The organism is Pseudomonas sp. ATCC 43928 (genome assembly GCF_005938665.2).
GTDB lineage: Bacteria > Pseudomonadota > Gammaproteobacteria > Pseudomonadales > Pseudomonadaceae > Aquipseudomonas.
Map to the genome: position 1 here is coordinate 4,599,090 of NZ_CP041753.1, position 19,261 is coordinate 4,618,350.

Consider the following 19,261-nt stretch of genomic DNA (forward strand, 5'->3'; position numbering starts at 1 on the left):
GTGAATGAGTCAGGCCGGACGTGTCATCAGGGCCAGCCGGACGGCGAGCAACAGCAATACCGCGGCCAGCCCCAATGACTGCCATGTGGCGAATGTCGACGTGCTGGAAATACGCCGGCTGACCGTGCTGCCGAAAACCCCGAGCAGGGTGTGAAACACGCCACTGACCAGGGTCAGCACCATGCCCAGCAGCACCAGCTGTACGGCAATCGAGCCTCGTTGCGCGTTAACGAATTGCGGCAGGAACACCATGAAAAACAGCAAGGCCTTGGGGTTCAGCAGGCTGTTGAGCATCGCCCGGATCAGCAGGGTCTTGAGCGGCACCTGCGCAACATCCGACGTGCCGCTGGCCGATGGCTTTTGCAACGCCTTGAACGCCAGCCACAGCAGATACAGAACGCCGGCATAACGGATCAGGTCGAAGGCCGGTGGCCAACTGGCAACCAGTGCCGTAACCCCCATCGCGGTCAGCGCCGTCAGGATCAGATCGGCCAGACCAATGCCCAATCCCGACGCCACACCGCCGCGCCAGCCATAACTGGCACCATGGCTGATTACGAAGGCCATGTTCGGTCCGGGTGACAGCAGCAACAGCATCACCGCGCCGACGAAAATCGATAAGGTCGCAGGGTCAATCACAGCGAAGTCTCCGTCCTGGAAAGCCTGTAGATTAGAGCGCCAATCTGATACAAACAAAAAATTGATCCAGATACAAAGAGCGCTCACCCATGACTCGTATTCGCTACAAACGCCTGGTGGATCAGTTCGCCGGGAAGATTCGCAGCGGTGAACTGCCACCCGCCACGCAACTGCCGACCATTCGCGCGTTGATGCAGAGCGAACGGATCGCCCTGGCCACGGCTTTGCGGGTCTATCACGAGTTGGAGGCGATCGGCCTGGTGGTCGGCGAGACCGGCCGTGGCACCTTTGTGCGCGACACGTCCTTGCCTCGCGGACTGGGGTTGGAACAGCAACCACTGGGCATCGGCACGGTGGACCTGACCTTCAATTACCCGTCGGTACCCGGTCAGGACGAGTTATTGCGCGAGGGTTTGCGAGCGATTGCCGCCTCCGGGGATATCGATGCGCTAATGCATTCCGCGCCTCAGGGCGGGCGGCCGCATGAACGGCAGACGGCGGCCCGGCATTTACGCAATCGGGACATTCGGGTGGGGGGCGATCAGGTGCTGATCGTCAACGGCGCCCAGCAAGGCCTTGCCGTGACGCTGATGGCACTGCTCAAGCCGGGAGATATTCTGGCCCTCGACGCCCTCACCTACCCCGGCCTGAAAACCTTGGCCCAGGCCCATCGGCTGGACCTCGAAGCCCTCCCGCAAATCGCCGGGCACACCGACCTCGACGCCCTGGAAGCGCTGTGCAAGCGGCGCCCCGTGCGGGCGCTCTACAGCATGCCGACGATGCACAATCCGTTGGGGACGGTGATGTCCATCGCCGACCGTGAACGCCTGGTGCAATTGGCCGAGCGATACGACTTTCTGATCATCGAAGACGGCGCCTATGCCTTCCTCGCAGAACCGGCCCCCAAACCGCTGTTTACCCTGGCCCCGCAGCGCACGCTGTACATCAGCGGCCTGTCAAAAAGCGTTGCCTCGGGCCTGCGCATCGGTTTCATCGTTGCACCGAAAGAGATGATGCCGGCGCTGGAGCAAGCCATCCGAGTGTCGACATGGAGCACCCCGTCGCTGACCGTCGCACTGGCCTGCCGCTGGATCGATAGCGGCGAAGTCGACAACCTCGAAGAGCAAAAGCGCCTGGACGCCCGGCAGCGACAGGACCTTGCTCGGCAGATCCTGAAAAACTGCGAACTGGTGGCGCATCCCGCTTCCTACTACCTCTGGCTCAGATTGCCCGAAGGCTTGCGGGCCGAAACGGTGGTTGCCGAGCTGGAACGTAAAGGCGTGCAGGTGACCAGCGCCGATCCCTTTGCCACGACCACTTATGTGCCTCCTGCACTGCGGGTGGCCATGGGATCGATCAGCCTCGACGTGTTGAAGCGCGCCCTGGAGACTCTGCGTGAAGTCGTGGACATCTGACGGACTTTTCTGACACCCATAAAAAAACCCGCCTAAGCGGGTTTCTCAAGACCATTACGACATCCTGTCGGTAGCCATCCTGGCGTATGGTCGATCATCCGTGATCCTGAACACGTCCTGTGTTCAGTTGATGGATCCAGATTAAACACATTGGCGAAGCTTCAAAAGACGACATAACAGCGGCTGCGTGTAAGCCATTGACCACTCAGCACCTGAAAGCAGCCCCCGTAGCAGCTGCCGAAGGCTGCGTTCGGCAGCTGCTACTAGTACGGGTACAGGTACGGGAGATCGGTCGCAGTTTCCTGCAGACGAAAAAAAACCCGCCGAAGCGGGTTTTCCCAAGACCATATCGACTCCCTGTCGGCAGCAATCCTTGCTTATGGTCGATCATCCGTGACCCTGAGCACTTCCTGTGCTTCAGTTGATGGGGCTAGATTACGCTTCGGATCCAATCAGCAATAGACGATATAGCTACTACCGCGTGTAAGACATTCGCTATAGCCACCCTTCCGAAAACCCTTGGACGTATCAACCATCATGGGCCGAAGCCGCGAATTTCGCGGCTTGCAGCCATCAACTTCCCTGACGCTCGTGGGCCTTGGTGTTTTCTGCCAGAAACTGTTCGATGTTGTTCATCTGCTCATCCCAGCCACGGCTGTCCATGCGGAAAGCCTTGAGCCTGCGCGACTGGGGAACGTGATCGAAACCGGACTCGACGACCGTCAACAGCGTGCCTTCGTCCATGTCCTGGAGTTCGAATTTCACCAGCGTGGTGGGCTCCTGAGAGTAATCGACTTCCGGCTCCACCGCATACGGGTGCCAGCGAAACGAAAACACCCGCTCCGGCTCGACCCGCTCCACCAGTACATTCCACAACAAGTGCTCATAACCAGGATACGTAATCTGTCCCTGGGTCCACTCGCCGGCGACAAAGCGCTTGCCTTCGAGTGCCACGCCGAACCATTGTCCGAACATTTCGGCATTGGCCAGCATGCGCCAGACCCGCGAGCGCGGCGCCTTGAGCAGGATCTTCCTTTCGATGCGATCTGATGCTGGGTTCATAAGTCACCTCCTGTATTGAACAGTAGGCCCGTAAAGACCAGAAGACCAACCTAAAAGTTGTATCAAACGGCTGATGCAATCAACCGTACCTGAAATATTCGGCCTCGATTTTGGCCATAAGTTCTGGTTTGAAAGGCACAGTCAACGGATTGAAACTGCTAACGTTTGCAACGACGTGCAACCTTACAAGGAAGATTCATGCAGCCTTCACTCACGGAGCGTTATCGCGCAACCCTGTTTGGGCTTGCTTGCGCAGATGCTATCGGCACCAGTGTCGAATTCCAGCCACGCGGCTCGTTCGAGCCCCTGACCGATATGGTTGGCGGCGGCCCGTTCAATCTGAAGCCGGGGCAATGGACCGATGACACATCCATGGCACTTTGCCTGGCTGAAAGTCTGCTGAACAAAAAAGGTTTTGATGCGGCTGACCAGATGGGCCGTTACCTCAACTGGTGGCAATGGGGTTACCAGAGTTCGACCGGCGAATGCTTCGACATTGGCATGACCGTACGTGACGCGCTGGCTCGTTATCAGAAAACCGGTCAGCCATTCGCAGGCTCCTCCGATCCCGACACGGCGGGCAACGGTTCGCTGATGCGGCTGGCGCCGGTAGTCTTGTACTACTTTCCCGACCGCGACCGGATCAGGACGTTTTCCGTAGACAGTTCGCGTACTACCCATGCCGCGCCGGAGGCACTTGAATGCTGTCAGTTGCTTGCCGAACTGCTCCGCAAGGCATTGCTAGGCGCCACCAAGCCGGATTTGCAGCGCCTGCCAGAGACAATATTCCTGGAACCAAAAGTCATGGCCATCGCCCGAGGCGACTACCTCGACAAGTCCAAAGACGATATCCGGGGCAGCGGCTACTGCGTTGCATCACTGGAAGCGGCCTTGTGGTGCTTTCACCACACTGACAGTTTTGCAGCCGCCATCCTCGAAGCCGCGAACCTGGGTGACGACGCCGATACCACTGCCGCCATCGTCGGTCAGTTGGCCGGGGCTCACTATGGTGCGCAGGCCATCCCTGAAGGCTGGCTGGCGAAGTTGCACAGGCGCGCTGACATCCAGGTTTGTGCGGACCAGTTACTCGCGGCTTCAGGCGCCCTTTCTACAAGCTGAAGCCTGCGTCTTCGCTACACTGCAACCTCCTCTTTTCAATTGTCACAGCGAGAATTCCCATGCACCCACGCTTGCTCCTGGCACTGACGCCGCTGCTGTTCACCCCTCTTGCGCATGCCGTCGACTGCGACAACGCCACCGACCAGACAACGATGAATCAGTGCGCGGCGCAGCAGAACAAAGCGGCCGACAAGGAGCTGAATGCGCTTTACCAGCAGATCACCACGCGATTGAAGGACAGCCCTGACGCCAAGAAGCTGTTGGTCGGTGCCCAGCGCTCATGGATTGCGTTTCGCGATGCCGAGTGCAAGTTCTCGGCGTCCGGAGTGGAGGGAGGCAGTGTTTACCCGCTGATCTATAGCAACTGCACCACGGCGCTGACCAAGGCGCGGGTCGAAGCATTCAAGACTTACTTGAAGTGTAAGGAAGGGGATTTGAGTTGCCCGGTGCCTGAGGCTTGATGCTGCGGCGTTCTTGAGGCCGCCGCGTGCCAGCTTAACGATCACTATAAAAATCAATCAGTTACTTGAAATAACTGGCTTATGGGCGCGTCTGAACGAGATCGCCCGCGTCTAATATCGCGATACCTGTTGCAGTGTGAGACAAGCATAGAGGCCCCCGGCTGGAACACTTCATCGCCCGGCGATTGACGATGCTGCAGTGCAGGCGCGAAATGTGGGTTCACCGATTGCCAGTCAGAGGGTAAGAACATGGCAAGCATAACGGTCCTGGCGGGGGACTTTCTGCAGGGTGATGGAGAGTACACAGACGGCGTTTTCACGCTCAGGACGTCGCTTCACCCGTGGCCCGGCATCACCCTTCCGCTCTCATTGTTCAAGAGTGTAGAAGTGGCCAACGAGGATTCGATCAACAACATCAAGGATGTCATCGGCTTCGGCGTGGCGGGGGCCATGTTGCTGGGGCCTATCGGCGCAATTGCCGGCTTCATGTTGGCTGGCAAGGAAACCGAGGTAACCTTTCTGGCCACACTCAAGGATGGAAGAAGGTTGCTGGCGGCTGTAGACAGCGACACGTTCGATGAGATTTCCCGAAAAATCCCGTCCTGACATGACAGACGCACGCCGCACCATCGACAGGTGCGGCGTGACATCGGTTCAGCTGTAGAACGTCGGGTGAACGCCTTTGTGAGCCTCGATTTCCAACCGCATATCAGCCACCAGCGATGCAATTGCATGGGGACTGTCCAGTGTCCATACCGGTACGTGAGTGGCCACCAGATCCACTTTGCCGGTCATGCAATCGCAGACCCGAATCGTCAGGAACTGGTCTGCCTCCATGCTACAGGTGCACACGGCGGGCAGAAAACTTTGCTCGATGATGTTTTGGATTTCCAGGGGTGATAGGAACATCGCTACCTCCCTCACGCCAGATGGATGCCGGGCAAATGCTCCGTCATTTCACCCTTTAGCCTGAAAATTCTAATCCTCATTAGCGGGTGTCTCAAGGCTGTGACAGGTTGCTCGTCGTCTCATCGGGCTGTCGCGATTTGCGACACCTCCAAGCGAGTCGCCCGCCCCCTCGCATCACTCAAAACCCCGCCGACACTGGGCGATCAGCCCCTTCCCGGCACTTGGCACAGCCATTGCCAAACATTGAGCAAGCCCCCGTTTTCACGCACAACAAGAGGTCTTGCCATGCCCCTCCCTTATCTGCTTCCCGCCACCTCGGCGTTCATCCAGCGCGCACCGCGCATGCTCATTGGCGGTGACTGGGTCGAGGCCGCCGACGGCCAGACCATGCCCCTGCGCCAAGGGTGATGTCTTGCAGGCCGCTGCCCTTGAGACGGTCGGCGCGACCTTCGACGGCGAGGATGGTGGCGTCGGAATTGGCGAGGATGATCAGCCCTTCCTTGCCTTGGCGATCGGCCAGATAGTCGATGGCCGCCATCGCCGCATCGATCAACAACCGATTGCTCGCCAGCAGCCCGTCGAGACTGGCGCTCGAGAGTGTCGAGCTTAGCCTTTCAATACCCGCGCCAGCGTCGACTTCACTTTGCCCATGCCATCATGCAGTGCCTGTTCAATCTCGGCCATGGTAATGACCGCCGTCGATTTGCCCGCCGCGGGGTTCACCACCAGCGCCAGACAGGCATAGTCCAGTTCCAGTTCACGCGCCAATGCAGCTTCTGGCATACCGGTCATGCCGACGATGTCGCAACCGTCACGTTCCAGCCTCGCGATTTCAGCAACTGTTTCCAGACGTGGCCCTTGAGTGCAGGCGTACACGCCATGGCTGCTATAGCCGACGCCTTCAGCCGCCAACGCCGCGATTAATCGCTGACGCAGGGGTTCGCTGTAGGGATAGCTGAAGTCGATGTGTGTAACGTGTTCCAGGTCATCGGCGAAATAGGTGTGTTCGCGACCGCTGGTGTAGTCGATCAATTGATGCGGCACGCAGAAATGCCCGGTGCCCATCGCGGCATGAATCCCGCCCACGGCGTTGACCGCGAGAATCGCTTCAGCTCCGGCCTGCTTCAAGGCCCACAGATTGGCGCGGTAGTTCACCTGATGCGGCGGGAAGCGGTGCGGGTGGCCGTGACGTGCGAGAAACAGCACTTCCTTGCCGGCGTACTCACCGATCTGCACCTCGGCCGAAGGCGCACCGTAAGGGGTGTCCACCGCCAATGACTGACGAATGCTCAAGCCTTCGAGTTGAGTCAGGCCGGTGCCACCGATAATCGCGTAAACCGTCATAACGAAAAGTCCTTAATCAATCAATTGAGCTTCTTTGAGCGCGCCGACGGCCGTCAGCCAGCGCGGGTCTTGACGGTATTCGGTGCTGGCGTACGCCTGCCCACGCATCCGCGCGATACGCGCCGAAGGCTTGACCTTCAACCGCTGGGCGGCACTCAAAGCCAACTCGGCAGCCGCACGGTCGTTGCACACCAGGCCCATGTCGCAACCGGCGGTCAATGCCGCTTCGATGCGACTGGCGGCATCGCCCACCACGTGCGCACCGGCCATCGACAGGTCGTCACTGAAGATCACGCCATCAAACTGCAGCTCGCCGCGCAGGATGTCCTGCAACCAGCGACGGGAGAAGCCGGCAGGCTGGGAATCGACTTGTGGATAAATAACGTGGGCCGGCATGACGGCGGCCAATTGCTTGCTCAATCGCGCGAATGGCACCAGGTCGTTGGCGCGGATCTCTTCGAGGCTGCGCTCGTCGTTGGGAATCGCAACGTGGGAATCGGCCTCGGCCCAGCCATGACCGGGGAAATGCTTGCCGGTGGCAGCCATCCCGGCGCTGTTCATGCCGCGGATGAATGCACCGGCGAGCAATGCTGCGCGCTCGGGATCACCTTCGAACGAACGGGTACCGACCACCGCACTGCGCTGGTAATCCAGATCCAGCACCGGGGCGAAGCTCAGGTCGAGACCGACCGCGAGCACTTCGGTCGCCATGATCCAGCCGCACTGTTCGGCCAGGTATTCGGCATTCGGGTTGTCGGCGATGGCGCGCATGGCGGGCAGTCGCACGAAGCCCTGACGCAGCCGCTGAACCCGACCGCCCTCCTGGTCGACCGCCAGCAGCAGATCGGGACGAATGGCGCGGATCGCGGCGCTCAATTCGCGCACCTGACGCGGGTGTTCGATGTTGCGGGCAAAAATGATCAGGCCGCCCACTTCGGGCTGGCGCAACAATTGGCGATCTTCAGACGTCAGCCAGGTACCGGCGACGTCCACCATCAATGAGCCTTGCAGGCCAGCAGTCATGGAAATTCCTTGAATACGATAAACCCGGCTCGCACGAATTCGCCGCCATGGGCTGAGCCCGGCAGGTCGGCGATATCAATGAGGGGGTTCAAAACGAGAGTCAGCATGGGCGCCTAGCTTAGCGGATGTCCGCCACCGCGCCCACCCGTGTGCGGTTAAACCTTGGCGGCTACCGGAGTCGATTTACTGCGCGGACGCAATTGCGCGGCGGCCATGGCGGTGTCGGTGACGCCGGTTTCGGCACGCATGCCCGCAGCCAGGAATGGCACCATCAGACGCATCACTTGCTCGATGGAAGTATTGACGCCGAAATCGGTCTCGGCAATCGCACGCAAGGCCTTGATCCCCGACATGCTGAATGCCGCTGCACCGAGCATGAAGTGCACGCGCCAGAACAGTTCGATCGGAGGAATGCGTGGCGCGGCTTCGTTGACCAGCAGCATGTAGCGGCGGAAAACCTTGCCGTACATATCTTCCAGATAACGACGCAAGTGCCCTTGGCTCTGACTGAAAGCCAGCCCCAGCAAACGCATGAAGATGGACAGGTCGTTGCCGCTGCGTGGTTGCACCACCAGGGCTTGCTCGACGAGGATCTCCAGCAATTCTTCGAGGGTCGGTTTGTTCTCGGGTTTGGCCTGACGGCGCTCCAGCTCTTTATCGAGACTGAGGCAGAACGGCCCGAGAAAACGCGAGAAGACCGCTTGAATCAGCGCCTTCTTCGATCCGAAGTGATAGTTCACCGCCGCCAGATTGACACCGGCCTTGCTGGTGATCAGACGCAACGAGGTTTCAGCGAAACCTTTTTCCGCGAACAATTGCTCGGCAGCATCGAGAATGCGTTCAACGGTTTCCGACTGGGCCATGGCTACTCCGCCTGACAAACACTTGTTTGAAACATACGTTTCAGCTCAGGCCTTGTCAAGTCTGGCGGGTTCGTTTTGGGAATGGTCGGTCAGCTATTTAACCATACAACACTGGCGCTTCAATCGGCGAGCTGAATGACCGTCCAGCGGCCGGCAAAAAAAGGGGCATTGCCAAGACCGGTTCACTGTATATAATCCCAGTCACTGTATAAAAAGACAGAGCGATCAATATGCTAAAGCTGACGCCACGCCAAGCAGAGATTCTGGCCTTCATCAAACGCTGCCTCGAAGACAACGGCTACCCGCCAACCCGCGCGGAAATCGCTCAGGAACTGGGCTTCAAGTCGCCCAACGCGGCGGAAGAACACCTCAAGGCACTGGCCCGCAAGGGCGCGATCGAGATGACCCCGGGCGCCTCCCGTGGCATTCGCATCCCCGGCTTCGAAGCCAAGGCCGACGATTCTACCCTGCCGATCATCGGCCGAGTGGCAGCAGGCGCTCCGATCCTCGCCCAGCAGCACATCGAAGAATCCTGCAACATCAACCCTTCGTTCTTCCACCCTCGCGCTGACTATCTGTTGCGGGTCCATGGCATGAGCATGAAGGACGTCGGCATTTTCGACGGAGACCTACTGGCCGTCCATACCACCCGCGAAGCCCGTAACGGTCAGATCGTGGTGGCGCGGATTGGCGACGAAGTGACCGTCAAGCGCTTCAAGCGCGACGGCAGCAAAGTCTGGCTGATTGCCGAAAACCCTGAATTTGCCCCTATCGAAGTCAACCTGAAAGATCAGGAACTGGTGATCGAAGGCTTGAGCGTCGGCGTGATTCGCCGCTAAAGGAGGCTTTATGCAGTTCCCACACACTTCACAGCAAGCCCAACTGCCGTTGTTCGAGGCATTCATGGCGCAGCCGCTGGCGCCGATCCTGAAAGAAGTGGTCGAGTCGCCCTGGAGCGCCGAGCCCGAAGTCTTCAGCGAGCTGTCATTGCGTGGCGCGGCCGGGAACTGCCTGAACCTTCTGGCACCAATCCTCAGGGAGCTGAGCCAGGATCAGGACGCTCGCTGGCTGACTCTGATCGCCCCGCCCGCCAGCCTGACCCAGTCCTGGCTACGAGACGCCGGCCTGAACCGTGAACGCATTCTGCTGCTGCAACCACGCGGCACACAGAGCGCTCAGCAGCTGACCTGTGAAGCTTTACGACTTGGCCGCAGCCATACGGTCGTCAGCTGGCTAAACCCGTTGAGCACATCGTCGCGGCAACAGCTGATCAGCGCCGCCCGTACCGGGGATGCGCAAAGTCTGAATATTCGGTTGGGTTAACTGACAAAACAGTGTTTGCACTGAACAGCGCGGGGCTTCTCCAAGGATAGAGAAGCCGGTCTGTAGAGGTATCCGCAAAATCCGACGGGCGGGATCAATGAAGAACCCGTGGCCCCTCTTCCTTATCAAATTCGCCTTCAACCAGGCGTCCCGCCATCTGAACACCGACGCTCAACATCGCCTTGGCGACTTCCACGTGCTGGCCTTGCAGGAAAGCCTTGGCATCCTCGGAGAAATCCAAAGTAACCAGAGAACCCTCGTCCTCGGCCCTACGCAGCTCGATTCGGCCGTCTGGTAACTCGACAATTTCTAGAAAGGACGTTGGCATAAAGGACTGTTCTCCACGAAAGGCAGGGATTATATAGGCATCGGCCAAGCTTCGCTCAGGATCTTGACCAGATGCCATCACGAAGAGAAATTTCTGACATCACGCTTCCTTGAGCGGACCATTCACCGAGCACTCAATCTTTCAGCACTCGTTCAGCCCGTCGCGAAACCGGATCGCCAAGCTTTTCAGATTCTGGCGCCAGCTCTCCAGTTCTTCCCGGCTCAGCTCTTCAGGCGCCTCTTCTTCGTCCAGGTTGACGGCCAGAATAAGCGGCTGCGTCACATCACCCTTGGGCTTGTGTGGAGCACGAGGCGGTTGAAACAGTGCGGCATAAGCCGACAGCAGCTTGGCCAGCCAGGTTTCAGGGTTTTGCGCCAACTCGACCATCTCGGCCATTTCCGGAATAGCGATGGTTTCGAGTACTTCGCGGGTCAGCAGCATCTCTGCCCGCGGCGCATTGGCCTGAGGCAAGCGATAGAAACCGGCGATTTCATGGCACAGCCCCAACAGCGCCCCGTACAGGTGAAACAACGCCGATTCGCGACCGGCCTGAATCAGCGCCAGGGAGTTCATCGCCCGCCCCTCTTCGGCCTTGGCGAGCGCTTCCAGCGACAAGCCGGCGAAATAAATTTTCTGGTTGGTACGGGTATAGAGTTCGTGGGCCATGACGGCAGCCTCCACAACGAAATAATTGCTTCACGCAGGTCTGACAGTGTCATGGATCACCCAAGCTCACCGCAAGCCCAAAACAAAAAGGCCGCATGAAAACCCGAGGGTTGTCATGCGGCCTTTTTATGTGCAGCGGCTTTTAAGCCTTGGCTGCTGGACGCTTGTCTTCAACCGTCCACTTGCCACCATCGTAATACGCTTTCCAGCCAGTCGGCTTACCGTCGACTTCCGTCTGCACGTATTGCTCTTTGGTCTTGCGGCTGTAACGGATCACTGCTGGCAGACCGTCAGGATCTTTCTTCGGTGCTTCGCAGAGGAAGTGGTACTTCGGATCGATCTCATCCTTGTGCGGCACGATCTCGACGACCAATGGCGCACGGGTCTCGCGGTTTTTCGGGAACTGGCTGGCCGCCAGGAACAGGCCGGAAGCACCGTCACGCAGGATATAGGTGTCGTTGACCTTTTCGCATTTGAGCTCAGGCATCTTCACCGGATCCATCTTCGGCGGCGCCGCATCACCGCTTTTCAGCAGCTTGCGGGTGTTCTTGCAGGTTGCGTTGGTGCAACCGAAGAACTTGCCGAAACGGCCGGTCTTGAGCTGCATCTCGCTGCCGCACTTGTCGCATTCCAGGCTCGGACCTTCGTAGCCCTTGATGCGGTAAGCGCCCTCTTCGATCTCGTAGCCTGCGCAATCCGGGTTGTTACCGCAGATGTGCAGCTTGCGCTTCTCGTCGAGCAGGTAAGCGTCCATCGCCGTGCTGCAGATCGGGCAACGGTGCTTGCCGCGCAGAACCAGCGACTCCGACTCGCCCTCGTCGTCCGCAGCGATTTCGTCGCCCGGCACCAGGTTGACGGTGGCCTTGCAGCGCTCTTTTGGCGGCAGGCTGTAGCCCGAGCAACCGAGGAACACGCCGGTCGATGCAGTACGAATCTGCATCGGACGACCGCACACCACACATGGAATATCAGTCATTACCGGCTGGTTGGCGCGCATGCCGCCTTCGGCGCTTTCGGCCACTTCGAGTTTCTTCTTGAAGTCGCCGTAGAACTCGTCGAGCACGTTTTTCCAGTCGCGCTCGCCCTGGGCCACGTCATCGAGATTCTCTTCCATGCCGGCGGTGAAGCCGTAGTCCATGAGATTGGAGAAGCTCTCGGCCAGACGCTCGGTGACGATATCGCCCATCTTTTCCGAATAGAAACGACGGTTGTGCAGCGCCACGTAGCCGCGGTCCTGGATGGTCGAAATGATCGCCGCGTAGGTCGAAGGACGACCGATGCCGCGTTTTTCCATTTCCTTTACCAGGCTCGCTTCCGAGTAACGCGCCGGCGGCTTGGTGAAGTGCTGGGTCGGATCAAGCATGATCAGCTTCATCGCATCGCCCTGGGCCATGTCCGGCAGCACATCGTCATCGCCAGGCTTGGTGATTTGCGGCATGACGCGGGTGTAACCGTCGAACTTCAGGATGCGGCCCTTGGCGCGCAACTCGAAGTCACCGGCACCGACGGTGACCGTGGTCGACAGGTATTGGGCCGGCAGCATCTGGCAGGCGAGGAACTGGCGCCAGATCAGCTCGTAAAGCCGCTCGGCATCACGCTCCATGCCCGACAGCTTGCTTGGCTCGGTATTGGCGTCGGACGGACGAATCGCTTCGTGAGCCTCTTGTGCGCCTTCCTTGCTGCTGTAGACGTTCGGGGTTTCCGGCAGGTACTTCTTGCCGAATTCGCCTTCAATATAAGTACGCGCCATCGTCACGGCATCGGCCGAGAGGTTGGTGGAGTCGGTACGCATATAAGTGATGTAGCCGGCTTCGTACAGACGCTGGGCCATCATCATGGTTTTCTTCACACCGAAGCCCAGGCGATTGCTCGCGGCCTGCTGCAGGGTGGAGGTGATGAACGGTGCCGACGGCTTGCTGCTGGTCGGTTTGTCTTCGCGCTTGACGATGCTGTAACTGGAAGCCTTGAGCTTCTCCAGCGCGGCCATGGCCTGGGCTTCGTTGAGCGGCTTGAAGACTTCGCCTTTCTCGCGAGCCACGTCGAAGCGCACAGTCGCGCCCTTGGCGGTGCCGAGGTCAGCGTGAACTTCCCAGTACTCTTCCGGGTTGAACGCGCGGATTTCACGCTCACGCTCAACCACCAGCTTCACGGCAACCGATTGCACGCGACCGGCGGACAGGCCACGAGCAACCTTGGCCCACAGAAGTGGCGAAACCATGTAACCCACCACGCGGTCGAGGAAGCGACGCGCCTGCTGAGCGTTTACGCGATCGATGTCCAGCTCGCCCGGCTGGGAGAAAGCTTCCTGGATCGCTTTTTTGGTGATTTCGTTGAACACCACGCGCTTGTAGCGGCTGTCGTCACCACCGATGGCTTCGCGCAGGTGCCAGGCAATGGCTTCCCCCTCGCGATCCAAGTCGGTTGCGAGATAGATGGTGTCAGCATCTTTGGCGAGCCGGCGCAGCTCTTCGATGACCTTTTCCTTGCCCGGGAGGATCTCGTACTTGGCTTTCCAGCCATGATCGGGATCGACACCCATGCGCGAGACCAGCTGCTTGCGCGCTTTCTCTTTCGGCGTGAGCACCGGACCTTCGCCTGCGGCGGCCTTGCCACGCTTGGCGGCAGGCTCTTTGCTGGCGCTAGCCGAACCGCTGGTGGGCAGGTCTCGGATATGGCCGATACTCGACTTCACCACGTATTGGTTACCCAGATACTTGTTGATGGTCTTGGCCTTAGCCGGGGATTCCACAATGACCAGCGATTTGCCCATGGATCAGAAAATTCCTGAATTCTAGAAGTGAAAGGCGGTTGGCGCCTGACGCGGCACCGCTATATATAGTGGCTACAAGGTGAGGTCAAGCGCAGGGTTCTGCGCGCACTCCCCTTATGGCTGCGGAAAAATGCTCGGTTCGGCTTGCACCAAAGCAAAGCGTGGCACCTGTTCGCCGTCAACCTCGACCGACTCCAGGAACATGCTCAAGGGGCGCACCCAAAAGCCGTAATCGCCATACAGGGCTTGGTAGAAGACCACTTCTTCTTCGGTCTCCGAATGCCGCGCAACACTGAATACGCGGTACTGCGGACCTTTGTAATGTTGGTAGAGCCCAGGTTGTATCGGCATGCTTTGGCCCTCACTCAAATTTTTTCAAAATAAAAACAAAAATAAATCCGGAAAAACAAAAACCGGGGCACTTGGCCCCGGCTTCCATCGACGAAACGCTTAAACGCGTTCGAAGACGGTGGAGATACCTTGGCCGAGACCAATGCACATGGTGGCCACCCCAAAGGTGCCGCCATTCTGCTTCATCACGTTCAGCAAGGTGCCCGAAATACGTGCACCGGAGCAACCGAACGGGTGACCCAGGGCGATCGCGCCGCCGTGCAGGTTAACCTTCTCGTTCATCTTGTCGAGCACTTTCAAATCTTTCAGCACTGGCAGGGCCTGTGCAGCGAAAGCTTCGTTGAGCTCGAAGAAGTCGATATCGTTGATGCCAAGGCCCGCGCGCTTCAATGCTTTCTGCGTTGCCGGTACTGGACCATAGCCCATGATCGCCGGGTCCACACCTGCCACTGCCATCGAGCGAATCACCGCCAGCGGCTGGATGCCCAGGTCCTGGGCACGCTGTGCCGACATCACGATCATGCACGAAGCACCGTCAGTGATCTGCGACGAAGTACCAGCGGTCACGGTGCCGCCCTTCGGATTAAACGCTGGTTTCAGAGCCGCCAGGCTTTCCAGGGTGGTTTCCGGACGAATGGTTTCGTCGTAGTCAAACAGTTTCAGGAAACCGTTCTCGTCGTAGCCCTGCATCGGGATGATTTCGTCCTTGAACTTGCCTTCCACGGTCGCCTTGTGGGCGAGTTGGTGGGAGCGCACGCCAAAGGCGTCCTGCTGTTCGCGAGTAATGCCATGCATTTTGCCGAGCATTTCTGCGGTCAGGCCCATCATGCCCGAGGCTTTCGCCGCGTACAGGGACATGTGCGGGTTCGGATCGACACCGTGCATCATGCTCACATGACCCATATGCTCGACGCCGCCAACGACGAACACGTCACCGTTGCCGGTCATGATCGCTTGCGCGGCAGTGTGCAGCGCACTCATCGACGAGCCACACAGACGGCTGACGGTCTGGCCGGCCGAGGTGTGTGGAATCTGAGTCATCAGGGACGCCATGCGGGCGATGTTCCAGCCCTGCTCCAAGGTCTGGTTAACGCAGCCCCAGATCACGTCTTCGACTTCGCTCGGGTCGACCTTGACGTTGCGTTCCAGCAATTTGCTGATCAGGTGTGCCGACATGTCTTCGGCGCGGGTGTTGCGGTGCATGCCGCCCTTGGAGCGGCCCATCGGCGTACGACCGAAGTCGACAATCACGACGTCTCTAGGATTCAAGCTCATATACTTTCACTCTCGCTCTAGTGTGGGCGCTTAACCGAAGAAGCTCTGACCGTTCTTGGCCATTTCACGCAGCTTCGCGGTCGGGTGGTACAGCGCGCCCAAATCAGCGTACTGGTCAGCCAGGGCAACGAACTCTGCAACACCGATCGAATCGATGTAGCGCAGCGCACCGCCACGGAATGGAGGGAAACCAATACCGTAGACCAGACCCATGTCGGCTTCGGCGGCGGTTTCGACGATGCCGTCTTCCAGGCAGCGCACGGTTTCCAGGCACAGCGGGATCATCATCCAGTTGATGATGTCTTCGTCAGTGACTTCGAGCTGTTGGAAAACGATCGGCTTGAGCACTTCCAGCACCGACGGATCGGCGACTTTCTTCTGCTTGCCGCGCTTGTCGGTCTCGTAGGCGTAGAAACCCTTGCCATTTTTCTGGCCCAGGCGCTTGGCTTCATAGAGCACGTCGACGGCCGAACGGCGATCGTCCTTCATGCGATCCGGGAAGCCTTCAGCCATGACGTCACGGCCATGGTGGCCGGTGTCGATGCCGACCACGTCCATCAGGTATGCCGGGCCCATTGGCCAGCCGAACTTCTCCATGACCTTGTCGATGCGGACGAAGTCCACGCCGGCGCTGACCAGCTTGGCGAAACCGCCGAAGTACGGGAACAGCACACGGTTGACCAGGAAGCCCGGGCAGTCGTTGACGACGATCGGGTTCTTGCCCATTTTCTTGGCGTAGGCAACGGTGGTGGCAACGGCCACTTCGCTGGACTTCTCGCCACGGATCACTTCAACCAGCGGCATCATGTGCACCGGGTTGAAGAAGTGCATGCCGACGAAGTTTTCCGGACGCTTGAGGGCTTTGGCCAGCAAGGTGATGGAAATGGTCGAGGTGTTGGACGCCAGAATGGTGTCCTCTTTGACCTTGTCTTCGACTTCGGCCAGAACGGCTTGCTTGACCTTCGGGTTCTCGACCACGGCTTCGACCACCAGATCGACGTGACCGAAATCGCCGTAGGACAGGGTCGGACGAATGCCGTTGAGCACTTCGGCCATCTTCGCCGGGGTCATGCGACCTTTATCAACGCGGCCAACCAGCAGCTTGGCGGCTTCGGCCAGACCTTGCTCGATACCGTGCTCGTTGATGTCCTTCATCAGGATCGGCGTGCCTTTGGAGGCCGACTGATAAGCGATACCGCCACCCATGATGCCGGCGCCCAATACGGCGGCCTGCTTCACTTCCTTGGCGATTTCGTCGTAGGCCTTGGCCTTTTTCTTCAGCTCCTGATCGTTCAGGAACAGACCGATCAAGCTCTGTGCGGCAGATGTCTTGGCCAGTTTGACGAAACCGGCGGCTTCGACTTCCAGGGCCTTGTCGCGACCGAAGTTCGCAGCTTTCTGGATGGTCTTGATCGCTTCGACCGGCGCCGGGTAGTTCGGGCCCGCTTGGCCGGCCACGAAACCTTTGGCGGTTTCGAACGACATCATTTGTTCGATGGCGTTGAGCTTGAGCTTTTCGAGCTTCGGCTGACGCTTGGCCTTGTAGTCAAACGTACCGGAGATGGCGCCTTTGATCAGGTTCAGCGCCGCTTCGTGCAACTTCTGCGAGTCGACCACCGCGTCGACGGCACCGACTTTCAGTGCGTCTTCAGCGCGGTTTTCCTTACCGGCGGCAATCCATTCGATGGCGTTGTCGGCACCGATGATGCGCGGCAGGCGCACGGTACCACCGAAGCCTGGGTAGATGCCCAGCTTGACTTCCGGCAGACCGATTTTGGCGGTGCTGGCCATGACGCGGAAATCCGCCGCCAGGCACATTTCCAGACCGCCACCCAGTGCGATGCCATTGATCGCCGCAACAGTCGGGACGTTGAGGTCTTCGAAATCGCTGAAAATCTTGTTGGCTTCGAGGTTGCCAGCAACAAGCTCGGCATCCGGCAGCTTGAAGTTGTCGACGAATTCGGTGATGTCGGCGCCGACGATGAATACGTCCTTGCCACTGCTGACGATCACACCCTTGATCGAAGCATCTGCCTTGATGGTGTCTACAGCCTGACGCAGCTCGTTCAGGGTAAGACGGTTGAACTTGTTGACGGACTCACCCTTGAGGTCGAACTTCAGTTCGACGATGCCACTTTCAAGAGCCTTAACCGTGATGGCTTTACCTTCGTAAATCATCAACTGATCTCCACGATATGGAAGCTGAACAGTACACGTCGGACGCAGGCGGCTGGCTCGGCAGGGACGTTTATCGTCAATGCTAACGCCAACTCACCCGGCACACCCGCCAACGCGATAGTCGGGATTCTGTAGGAGCAGTCTGTAATACAAACGCTCAATTCATACGCCCGTTTGATTTGGGTGTGTCACCTTCACGGAATTTCCGGCAATTGTCAATCGCCCAAAATACTGGTTGAAACGCGACTTTCCGGTCACTTCCGTACCACGAAGCCCTGCAACACGCGGATGCATGTGAGGCCATTCATAGGATCAATAGTTAGAAAAGTCGCCCTAATTCGCGGCAACCTGTGTTTAACAGGCTACGCTGGCGGGATCCTGAAGAAAAAATTGAACGCTTTTGACGAATGCCAAGCGTAAGATCTGTGCCACAAAGAATTACCGGCCTGCCTGGCCAACCTCAGCCCGATGATGATGTCGGGCTTTTTATTGCCTTCCGTAACAGATCGGGGTTCAGGCGAGTGCCTTAAGCGTAGCGTCGATCTGTTGCAGAACCTCGGCTTCGCCCTTCTCGCCCCAATACAGGGCAATCATTTGCTTGTCTGCCTCGACCTTGTAGACGTTGGCAGGCAGTTTTTCGAAATGATTCAGAAGCACTCCATCCTCGCAGACTTCCTGCCACTGATTGACCCACACACCCGGCGCCTTCTGCCAATAGCTCCAGCACGCTGGCTGAGTGCCACGGCGCGGTCGGTGGTACTGGGCGCAAGGGCTTGGCGGCTCCTGGCTAAGCCAGTGCGGCCACTCCTGGGGCGCCAATTGCATGGCAAGGCCGATGCGCCGTGCCTCCATGCGCAGGGCCATGCGACCGCTCTGGACACGAGACGGTCGCAACCAGGCCAGCGGGCTCAGCACCACCAGCAGGATTGACACCACTATCCAGACCGTCATATCTGTACTCCCGATTCTTGATGAGCCCATTGGGTCACGTTGAAACCAATGCGCTTGAAACCAGCCATACTTACCAATATTGCAATCCTCAGGAGGAGCACCTCATGCCCTACCACCATATTCTGGTCGCTGTAGATCTAACCGAAGAGTGCGATCCTGTAATCCACCGCGCCCGCGAACTTTCGGTGAGCAATGGCGCAAAGCTGTCCCTGGTGCATATCGTCGAGCCGATGGCCATGGCCTTTGGCGGCGACGTGCCGATGGACCTTTCCCAGTTGCAACAGCAACAGTTCGATCAGGCCAAGGAGCGCCTTGAGCGATTGATCCTGAAATACCCGGAGCTCTCCAAGGAATACAGCCACTTGACCTACGGCCAGCCGCGACAGGAGATTCACCATCTCGCCAAGGAGCAAACGTGCGACCTGATCGTGGTGGGCAGTCATGGCCGGCATGGCCTGGCACTGTTGCTCGGCTCCACTGCCAATGACGTGCTGCACGGCGCGCCTTGCGATGTACTTGCCGTGCGCCTGCAAAAAAGCTGACAACAAGCAACAATAAACCCCTTACGAAAAGCCCGGCATTCA

General features: G+C 58.7%; 20 protein-coding genes and 1 pseudogene. 7 read left to right on the top strand and 14 right to left on the bottom strand.

All coding sequences use genetic code 11. From position 1 onward, the window contains the following. Positions 1-9: 9 nt before the first annotated feature. Complete coding sequence (locus FFH90_RS20880) at positions 10-639, bottom strand: LysE family translocator (protein ID WP_018925330.1); 630 nt, start codon at positions 637-639, stop codon at positions 10-12. Between the two features lie 89 nt (positions 640-728). Here FFH90_RS20880 and FFH90_RS20885 point away from each other — a divergent pair, with 89 nt between their 5' ends. Then, the gene (locus FFH90_RS20885; protein ID WP_138866035.1) at positions 729-2,054 is read left to right on the top strand and encodes a PLP-dependent aminotransferase family protein; all 1,326 of its coding nucleotides are present in this window, start codon (positions 729-731) and stop codon (positions 2,052-2,054) included. Between the two features lie 573 nt (positions 2,055-2,627). Here the strand turns inward: FFH90_RS20885 and FFH90_RS20890 are convergent. Next, complete coding sequence (locus FFH90_RS20890) at positions 2,628-3,116, bottom strand: SRPBCC family protein (protein WP_018925328.1); 489 nt, start codon at positions 3,114-3,116, stop codon at positions 2,628-2,630. A 198-nt stretch (positions 3,117-3,314) separates the two neighbouring features. On the opposite strand from FFH90_RS20890, the gene FFH90_RS20895 reads away from it, so the two are divergent. From FFH90_RS20895 to FFH90_RS20905, 3 genes are all read left to right on the top strand, one after another. Further along, complete coding sequence (locus FFH90_RS20895) at positions 3,315-4,235, top strand: ADP-ribosylglycohydrolase family protein (protein ID WP_018925327.1); 921 nt, start codon at positions 3,315-3,317, stop codon at positions 4,233-4,235. A 59-nt stretch (positions 4,236-4,294) separates the two neighbouring features. Beyond that, the gene (locus FFH90_RS20900) at positions 4,295-4,696 is read left to right on the top strand and encodes a lysozyme inhibitor LprI family protein (protein ID WP_018925326.1); all 402 of its coding nucleotides are present in this window, start codon (positions 4,295-4,297) and stop codon (positions 4,694-4,696) included. 249 nt (positions 4,697-4,945) lie between these two features. Continuing rightward, positions 4,946-5,302, top strand: a complete 357-nt coding sequence (locus FFH90_RS20905; RefSeq protein ID WP_019579919.1) for a hypothetical protein — start codon at positions 4,946-4,948, stop codon at positions 5,300-5,302. Between the two features lie 48 nt (positions 5,303-5,350). Here FFH90_RS20905 and FFH90_RS20910 read toward each other — a convergent pair whose 3' ends face one another. From FFH90_RS20910 to FFH90_RS20930, 5 genes and pseudogenes are all read right to left on the bottom strand, one after another. Further along, a complete protein-coding gene (locus tag FFH90_RS20910) occupies positions 5,351-5,605 on the bottom strand; it encodes a DUF1652 domain-containing protein (RefSeq protein ID WP_018925324.1) in 255 nt (84 codons plus the stop codon). 370 nt (positions 5,606-5,975) lie between these two features. Further along, a pseudogene (locus tag FFH90_RS20915) lies at positions 5,976-6,200 on the bottom strand (sigma-54-dependent Fis family transcriptional regulator); the annotation flags it as partial. A gap of 11 nt (positions 6,201-6,211) precedes the next feature. Next, a complete protein-coding gene (locus tag FFH90_RS20920; protein ID WP_019579918.1) occupies positions 6,212-6,949 on the bottom strand; it encodes an S-methyl-5'-thioinosine phosphorylase in 738 nt (245 codons plus the stop codon). Between the two features lie 12 nt (positions 6,950-6,961). Then, a complete protein-coding gene (gene nagZ, locus FFH90_RS20925) occupies positions 6,962-7,972 on the bottom strand; it encodes a beta-N-acetylhexosaminidase (protein WP_019579917.1) in 1,011 nt (336 codons plus the stop codon). A 155-nt stretch (positions 7,973-8,127) separates the two neighbouring features. Beyond that, positions 8,128-8,835, bottom strand: a complete 708-nt coding sequence (locus FFH90_RS20930) for a TetR/AcrR family transcriptional regulator (protein ID WP_018925321.1) — start codon at positions 8,833-8,835, stop codon at positions 8,128-8,130. A gap of 230 nt (positions 8,836-9,065) precedes the next feature. Here FFH90_RS20930 and lexA point away from each other — a divergent pair, with 230 nt between their 5' ends. Both lexA and sulA read left to right on the top strand, forming a co-directional pair. Continuing rightward, positions 9,066-9,674, top strand: coding sequence for a transcriptional repressor LexA (gene lexA / locus FFH90_RS20935; RefSeq protein WP_026286346.1), 609 nt, complete (start codon positions 9,066-9,068; stop codon positions 9,672-9,674). A gap of 10 nt (positions 9,675-9,684) precedes the next feature. Continuing rightward, the gene (sulA, locus tag FFH90_RS20940; RefSeq protein WP_064619094.1) at positions 9,685-10,158 is read left to right on the top strand and encodes an SOS-induced cell division inhibitor SulA; all 474 of its coding nucleotides are present in this window, start codon (positions 9,685-9,687) and stop codon (positions 10,156-10,158) included. Between the two features lie 94 nt (positions 10,159-10,252). Here sulA and FFH90_RS20945 read toward each other — a convergent pair whose 3' ends face one another. The 7 genes from FFH90_RS20945 to FFH90_RS20980 all read right to left on the bottom strand — a co-directional run bounded on the left by FFH90_RS20945 (position 10,253) and on the right by FFH90_RS20980 (position 18,677). Beyond that, on the bottom strand, positions 10,253-10,486 hold the full coding sequence (locus FFH90_RS20945; protein ID WP_007933173.1) for a hypothetical protein: 234 nt from the start codon (positions 10,484-10,486) through the stop codon (positions 10,253-10,255). A 141-nt stretch (positions 10,487-10,627) separates the two neighbouring features. Continuing rightward, positions 10,628-11,152, bottom strand: a complete 525-nt coding sequence (locus FFH90_RS20950) for a DUF6586 family protein (protein ID WP_105339558.1) — start codon at positions 11,150-11,152, stop codon at positions 10,628-10,630. Positions 11,153-11,294: 142 nt separating this feature from the next. Further along, positions 11,295-13,922 (bottom strand): type I DNA topoisomerase, encoded by a 2,628-nt coding sequence (gene topA / locus FFH90_RS20955; protein ID WP_138866037.1) that lies wholly within the window; start codon positions 13,920-13,922, stop codon positions 11,295-11,297. Between the two features lie 114 nt (positions 13,923-14,036). Further along, a complete protein-coding gene (locus FFH90_RS20960) occupies positions 14,037-14,273 on the bottom strand; it encodes a DUF1653 domain-containing protein (RefSeq protein WP_007933188.1) in 237 nt (78 codons plus the stop codon). A 99-nt stretch (positions 14,274-14,372) separates the two neighbouring features. Continuing rightward, complete coding sequence (gene fadA, locus FFH90_RS20965; RefSeq protein ID WP_007933190.1) at positions 14,373-15,548, bottom strand: acetyl-CoA C-acyltransferase FadA; 1,176 nt, start codon at positions 15,546-15,548, stop codon at positions 14,373-14,375. A 30-nt stretch (positions 15,549-15,578) separates the two neighbouring features. Further along, positions 15,579-17,726 (bottom strand): fatty acid oxidation complex subunit alpha FadB, encoded by a 2,148-nt coding sequence (gene fadB / locus FFH90_RS20970; protein WP_018925315.1) that lies wholly within the window; start codon positions 17,724-17,726, stop codon positions 15,579-15,581. Between the two features lie 513 nt (positions 17,727-18,239). Continuing rightward, positions 18,240-18,677 (bottom strand): hypothetical protein, encoded by a 438-nt coding sequence (locus FFH90_RS20980; protein ID WP_007933194.1) that lies wholly within the window; start codon positions 18,675-18,677, stop codon positions 18,240-18,242. A gap of 104 nt (positions 18,678-18,781) precedes the next feature. Here FFH90_RS20980 and FFH90_RS20985 point away from each other — a divergent pair, with 104 nt between their 5' ends. Beyond that, positions 18,782-19,219, top strand: coding sequence for a universal stress protein (locus FFH90_RS20985; RefSeq protein WP_007933196.1), 438 nt, complete (start codon positions 18,782-18,784; stop codon positions 19,217-19,219). Positions 19,220-19,261 lie beyond the last annotated feature (42 nt).

Coding starts and splice junctions, on each gene's coding strand:
- FFH90_RS20885 (WP_138866035.1), top strand. CDS start 729: ATGACTCGTATTCGCTACAAACGCCTGGTGGATCAGTTCGCCGGGAAG.
- FFH90_RS20890 (WP_018925328.1), bottom strand. CDS start 3,116: ATGAACCCAGCATCAGATCGCATCGAAAGGAAGATCCTGCTCAAGGCG.
- FFH90_RS20895 (WP_018925327.1), top strand. CDS start 3,315: ATGCAGCCTTCACTCACGGAGCGTTATCGCGCAACCCTGTTTGGGCTT.
- FFH90_RS20900 (WP_018925326.1), top strand. CDS start 4,295: ATGCACCCACGCTTGCTCCTGGCACTGACGCCGCTGCTGTTCACCCCT.
- FFH90_RS20905 (WP_019579919.1), top strand. CDS start 4,946: ATGGCAAGCATAACGGTCCTGGCGGGGGACTTTCTGCAGGGTGATGGA.
- FFH90_RS20910 (WP_018925324.1), bottom strand. CDS start 5,605: ATGTTCCTATCACCCCTGGAAATCCAAAACATCATCGAGCAAAGTTTT.
- FFH90_RS20920 (WP_019579918.1), bottom strand. CDS start 6,949: ATGACGGTTTACGCGATTATCGGTGGCACCGGCCTGACTCAACTCGAA.
- nagZ (WP_019579917.1), bottom strand. CDS start 7,972: ATGACTGCTGGCCTGCAAGGCTCATTGATGGTGGACGTCGCCGGTACC.
- FFH90_RS20930 (WP_018925321.1), bottom strand. CDS start 8,835: ATGGCCCAGTCGGAAACCGTTGAACGCATTCTCGATGCTGCCGAGCAA.
- lexA (WP_026286346.1), top strand. CDS start 9,066: ATGCTAAAGCTGACGCCACGCCAAGCAGAGATTCTGGCCTTCATCAAA.
- sulA (WP_064619094.1), top strand. CDS start 9,685: ATGCAGTTCCCACACACTTCACAGCAAGCCCAACTGCCGTTGTTCGAG.
- FFH90_RS20945 (WP_007933173.1), bottom strand. CDS start 10,486: ATGCCAACGTCCTTTCTAGAAATTGTCGAGTTACCAGACGGCCGAATC.
- FFH90_RS20950 (WP_105339558.1), bottom strand. CDS start 11,152: ATGGCCCACGAACTCTATACCCGTACCAACCAGAAAATTTATTTCGCC.
- topA (WP_138866037.1), bottom strand. CDS start 13,922: ATGGGCAAATCGCTGGTCATTGTGGAATCCCCGGCTAAGGCCAAGACC.
- FFH90_RS20960 (WP_007933188.1), bottom strand. CDS start 14,273: ATGCCGATACAACCTGGGCTCTACCAACATTACAAAGGTCCGCAGTAC.
- fadA (WP_007933190.1), bottom strand. CDS start 15,548: ATGAGCTTGAATCCTAGAGACGTCGTGATTGTCGACTTCGGTCGTACG.
- fadB (WP_018925315.1), bottom strand. CDS start 17,726: ATGATTTACGAAGGTAAAGCCATCACGGTTAAGGCTCTTGAAAGTGGC.
- FFH90_RS20980 (WP_007933194.1), bottom strand. CDS start 18,677: ATGACGGTCTGGATAGTGGTGTCAATCCTGCTGGTGGTGCTGAGCCCG.
- FFH90_RS20985 (WP_007933196.1), top strand. CDS start 18,782: ATGCCCTACCACCATATTCTGGTCGCTGTAGATCTAACCGAAGAGTGC.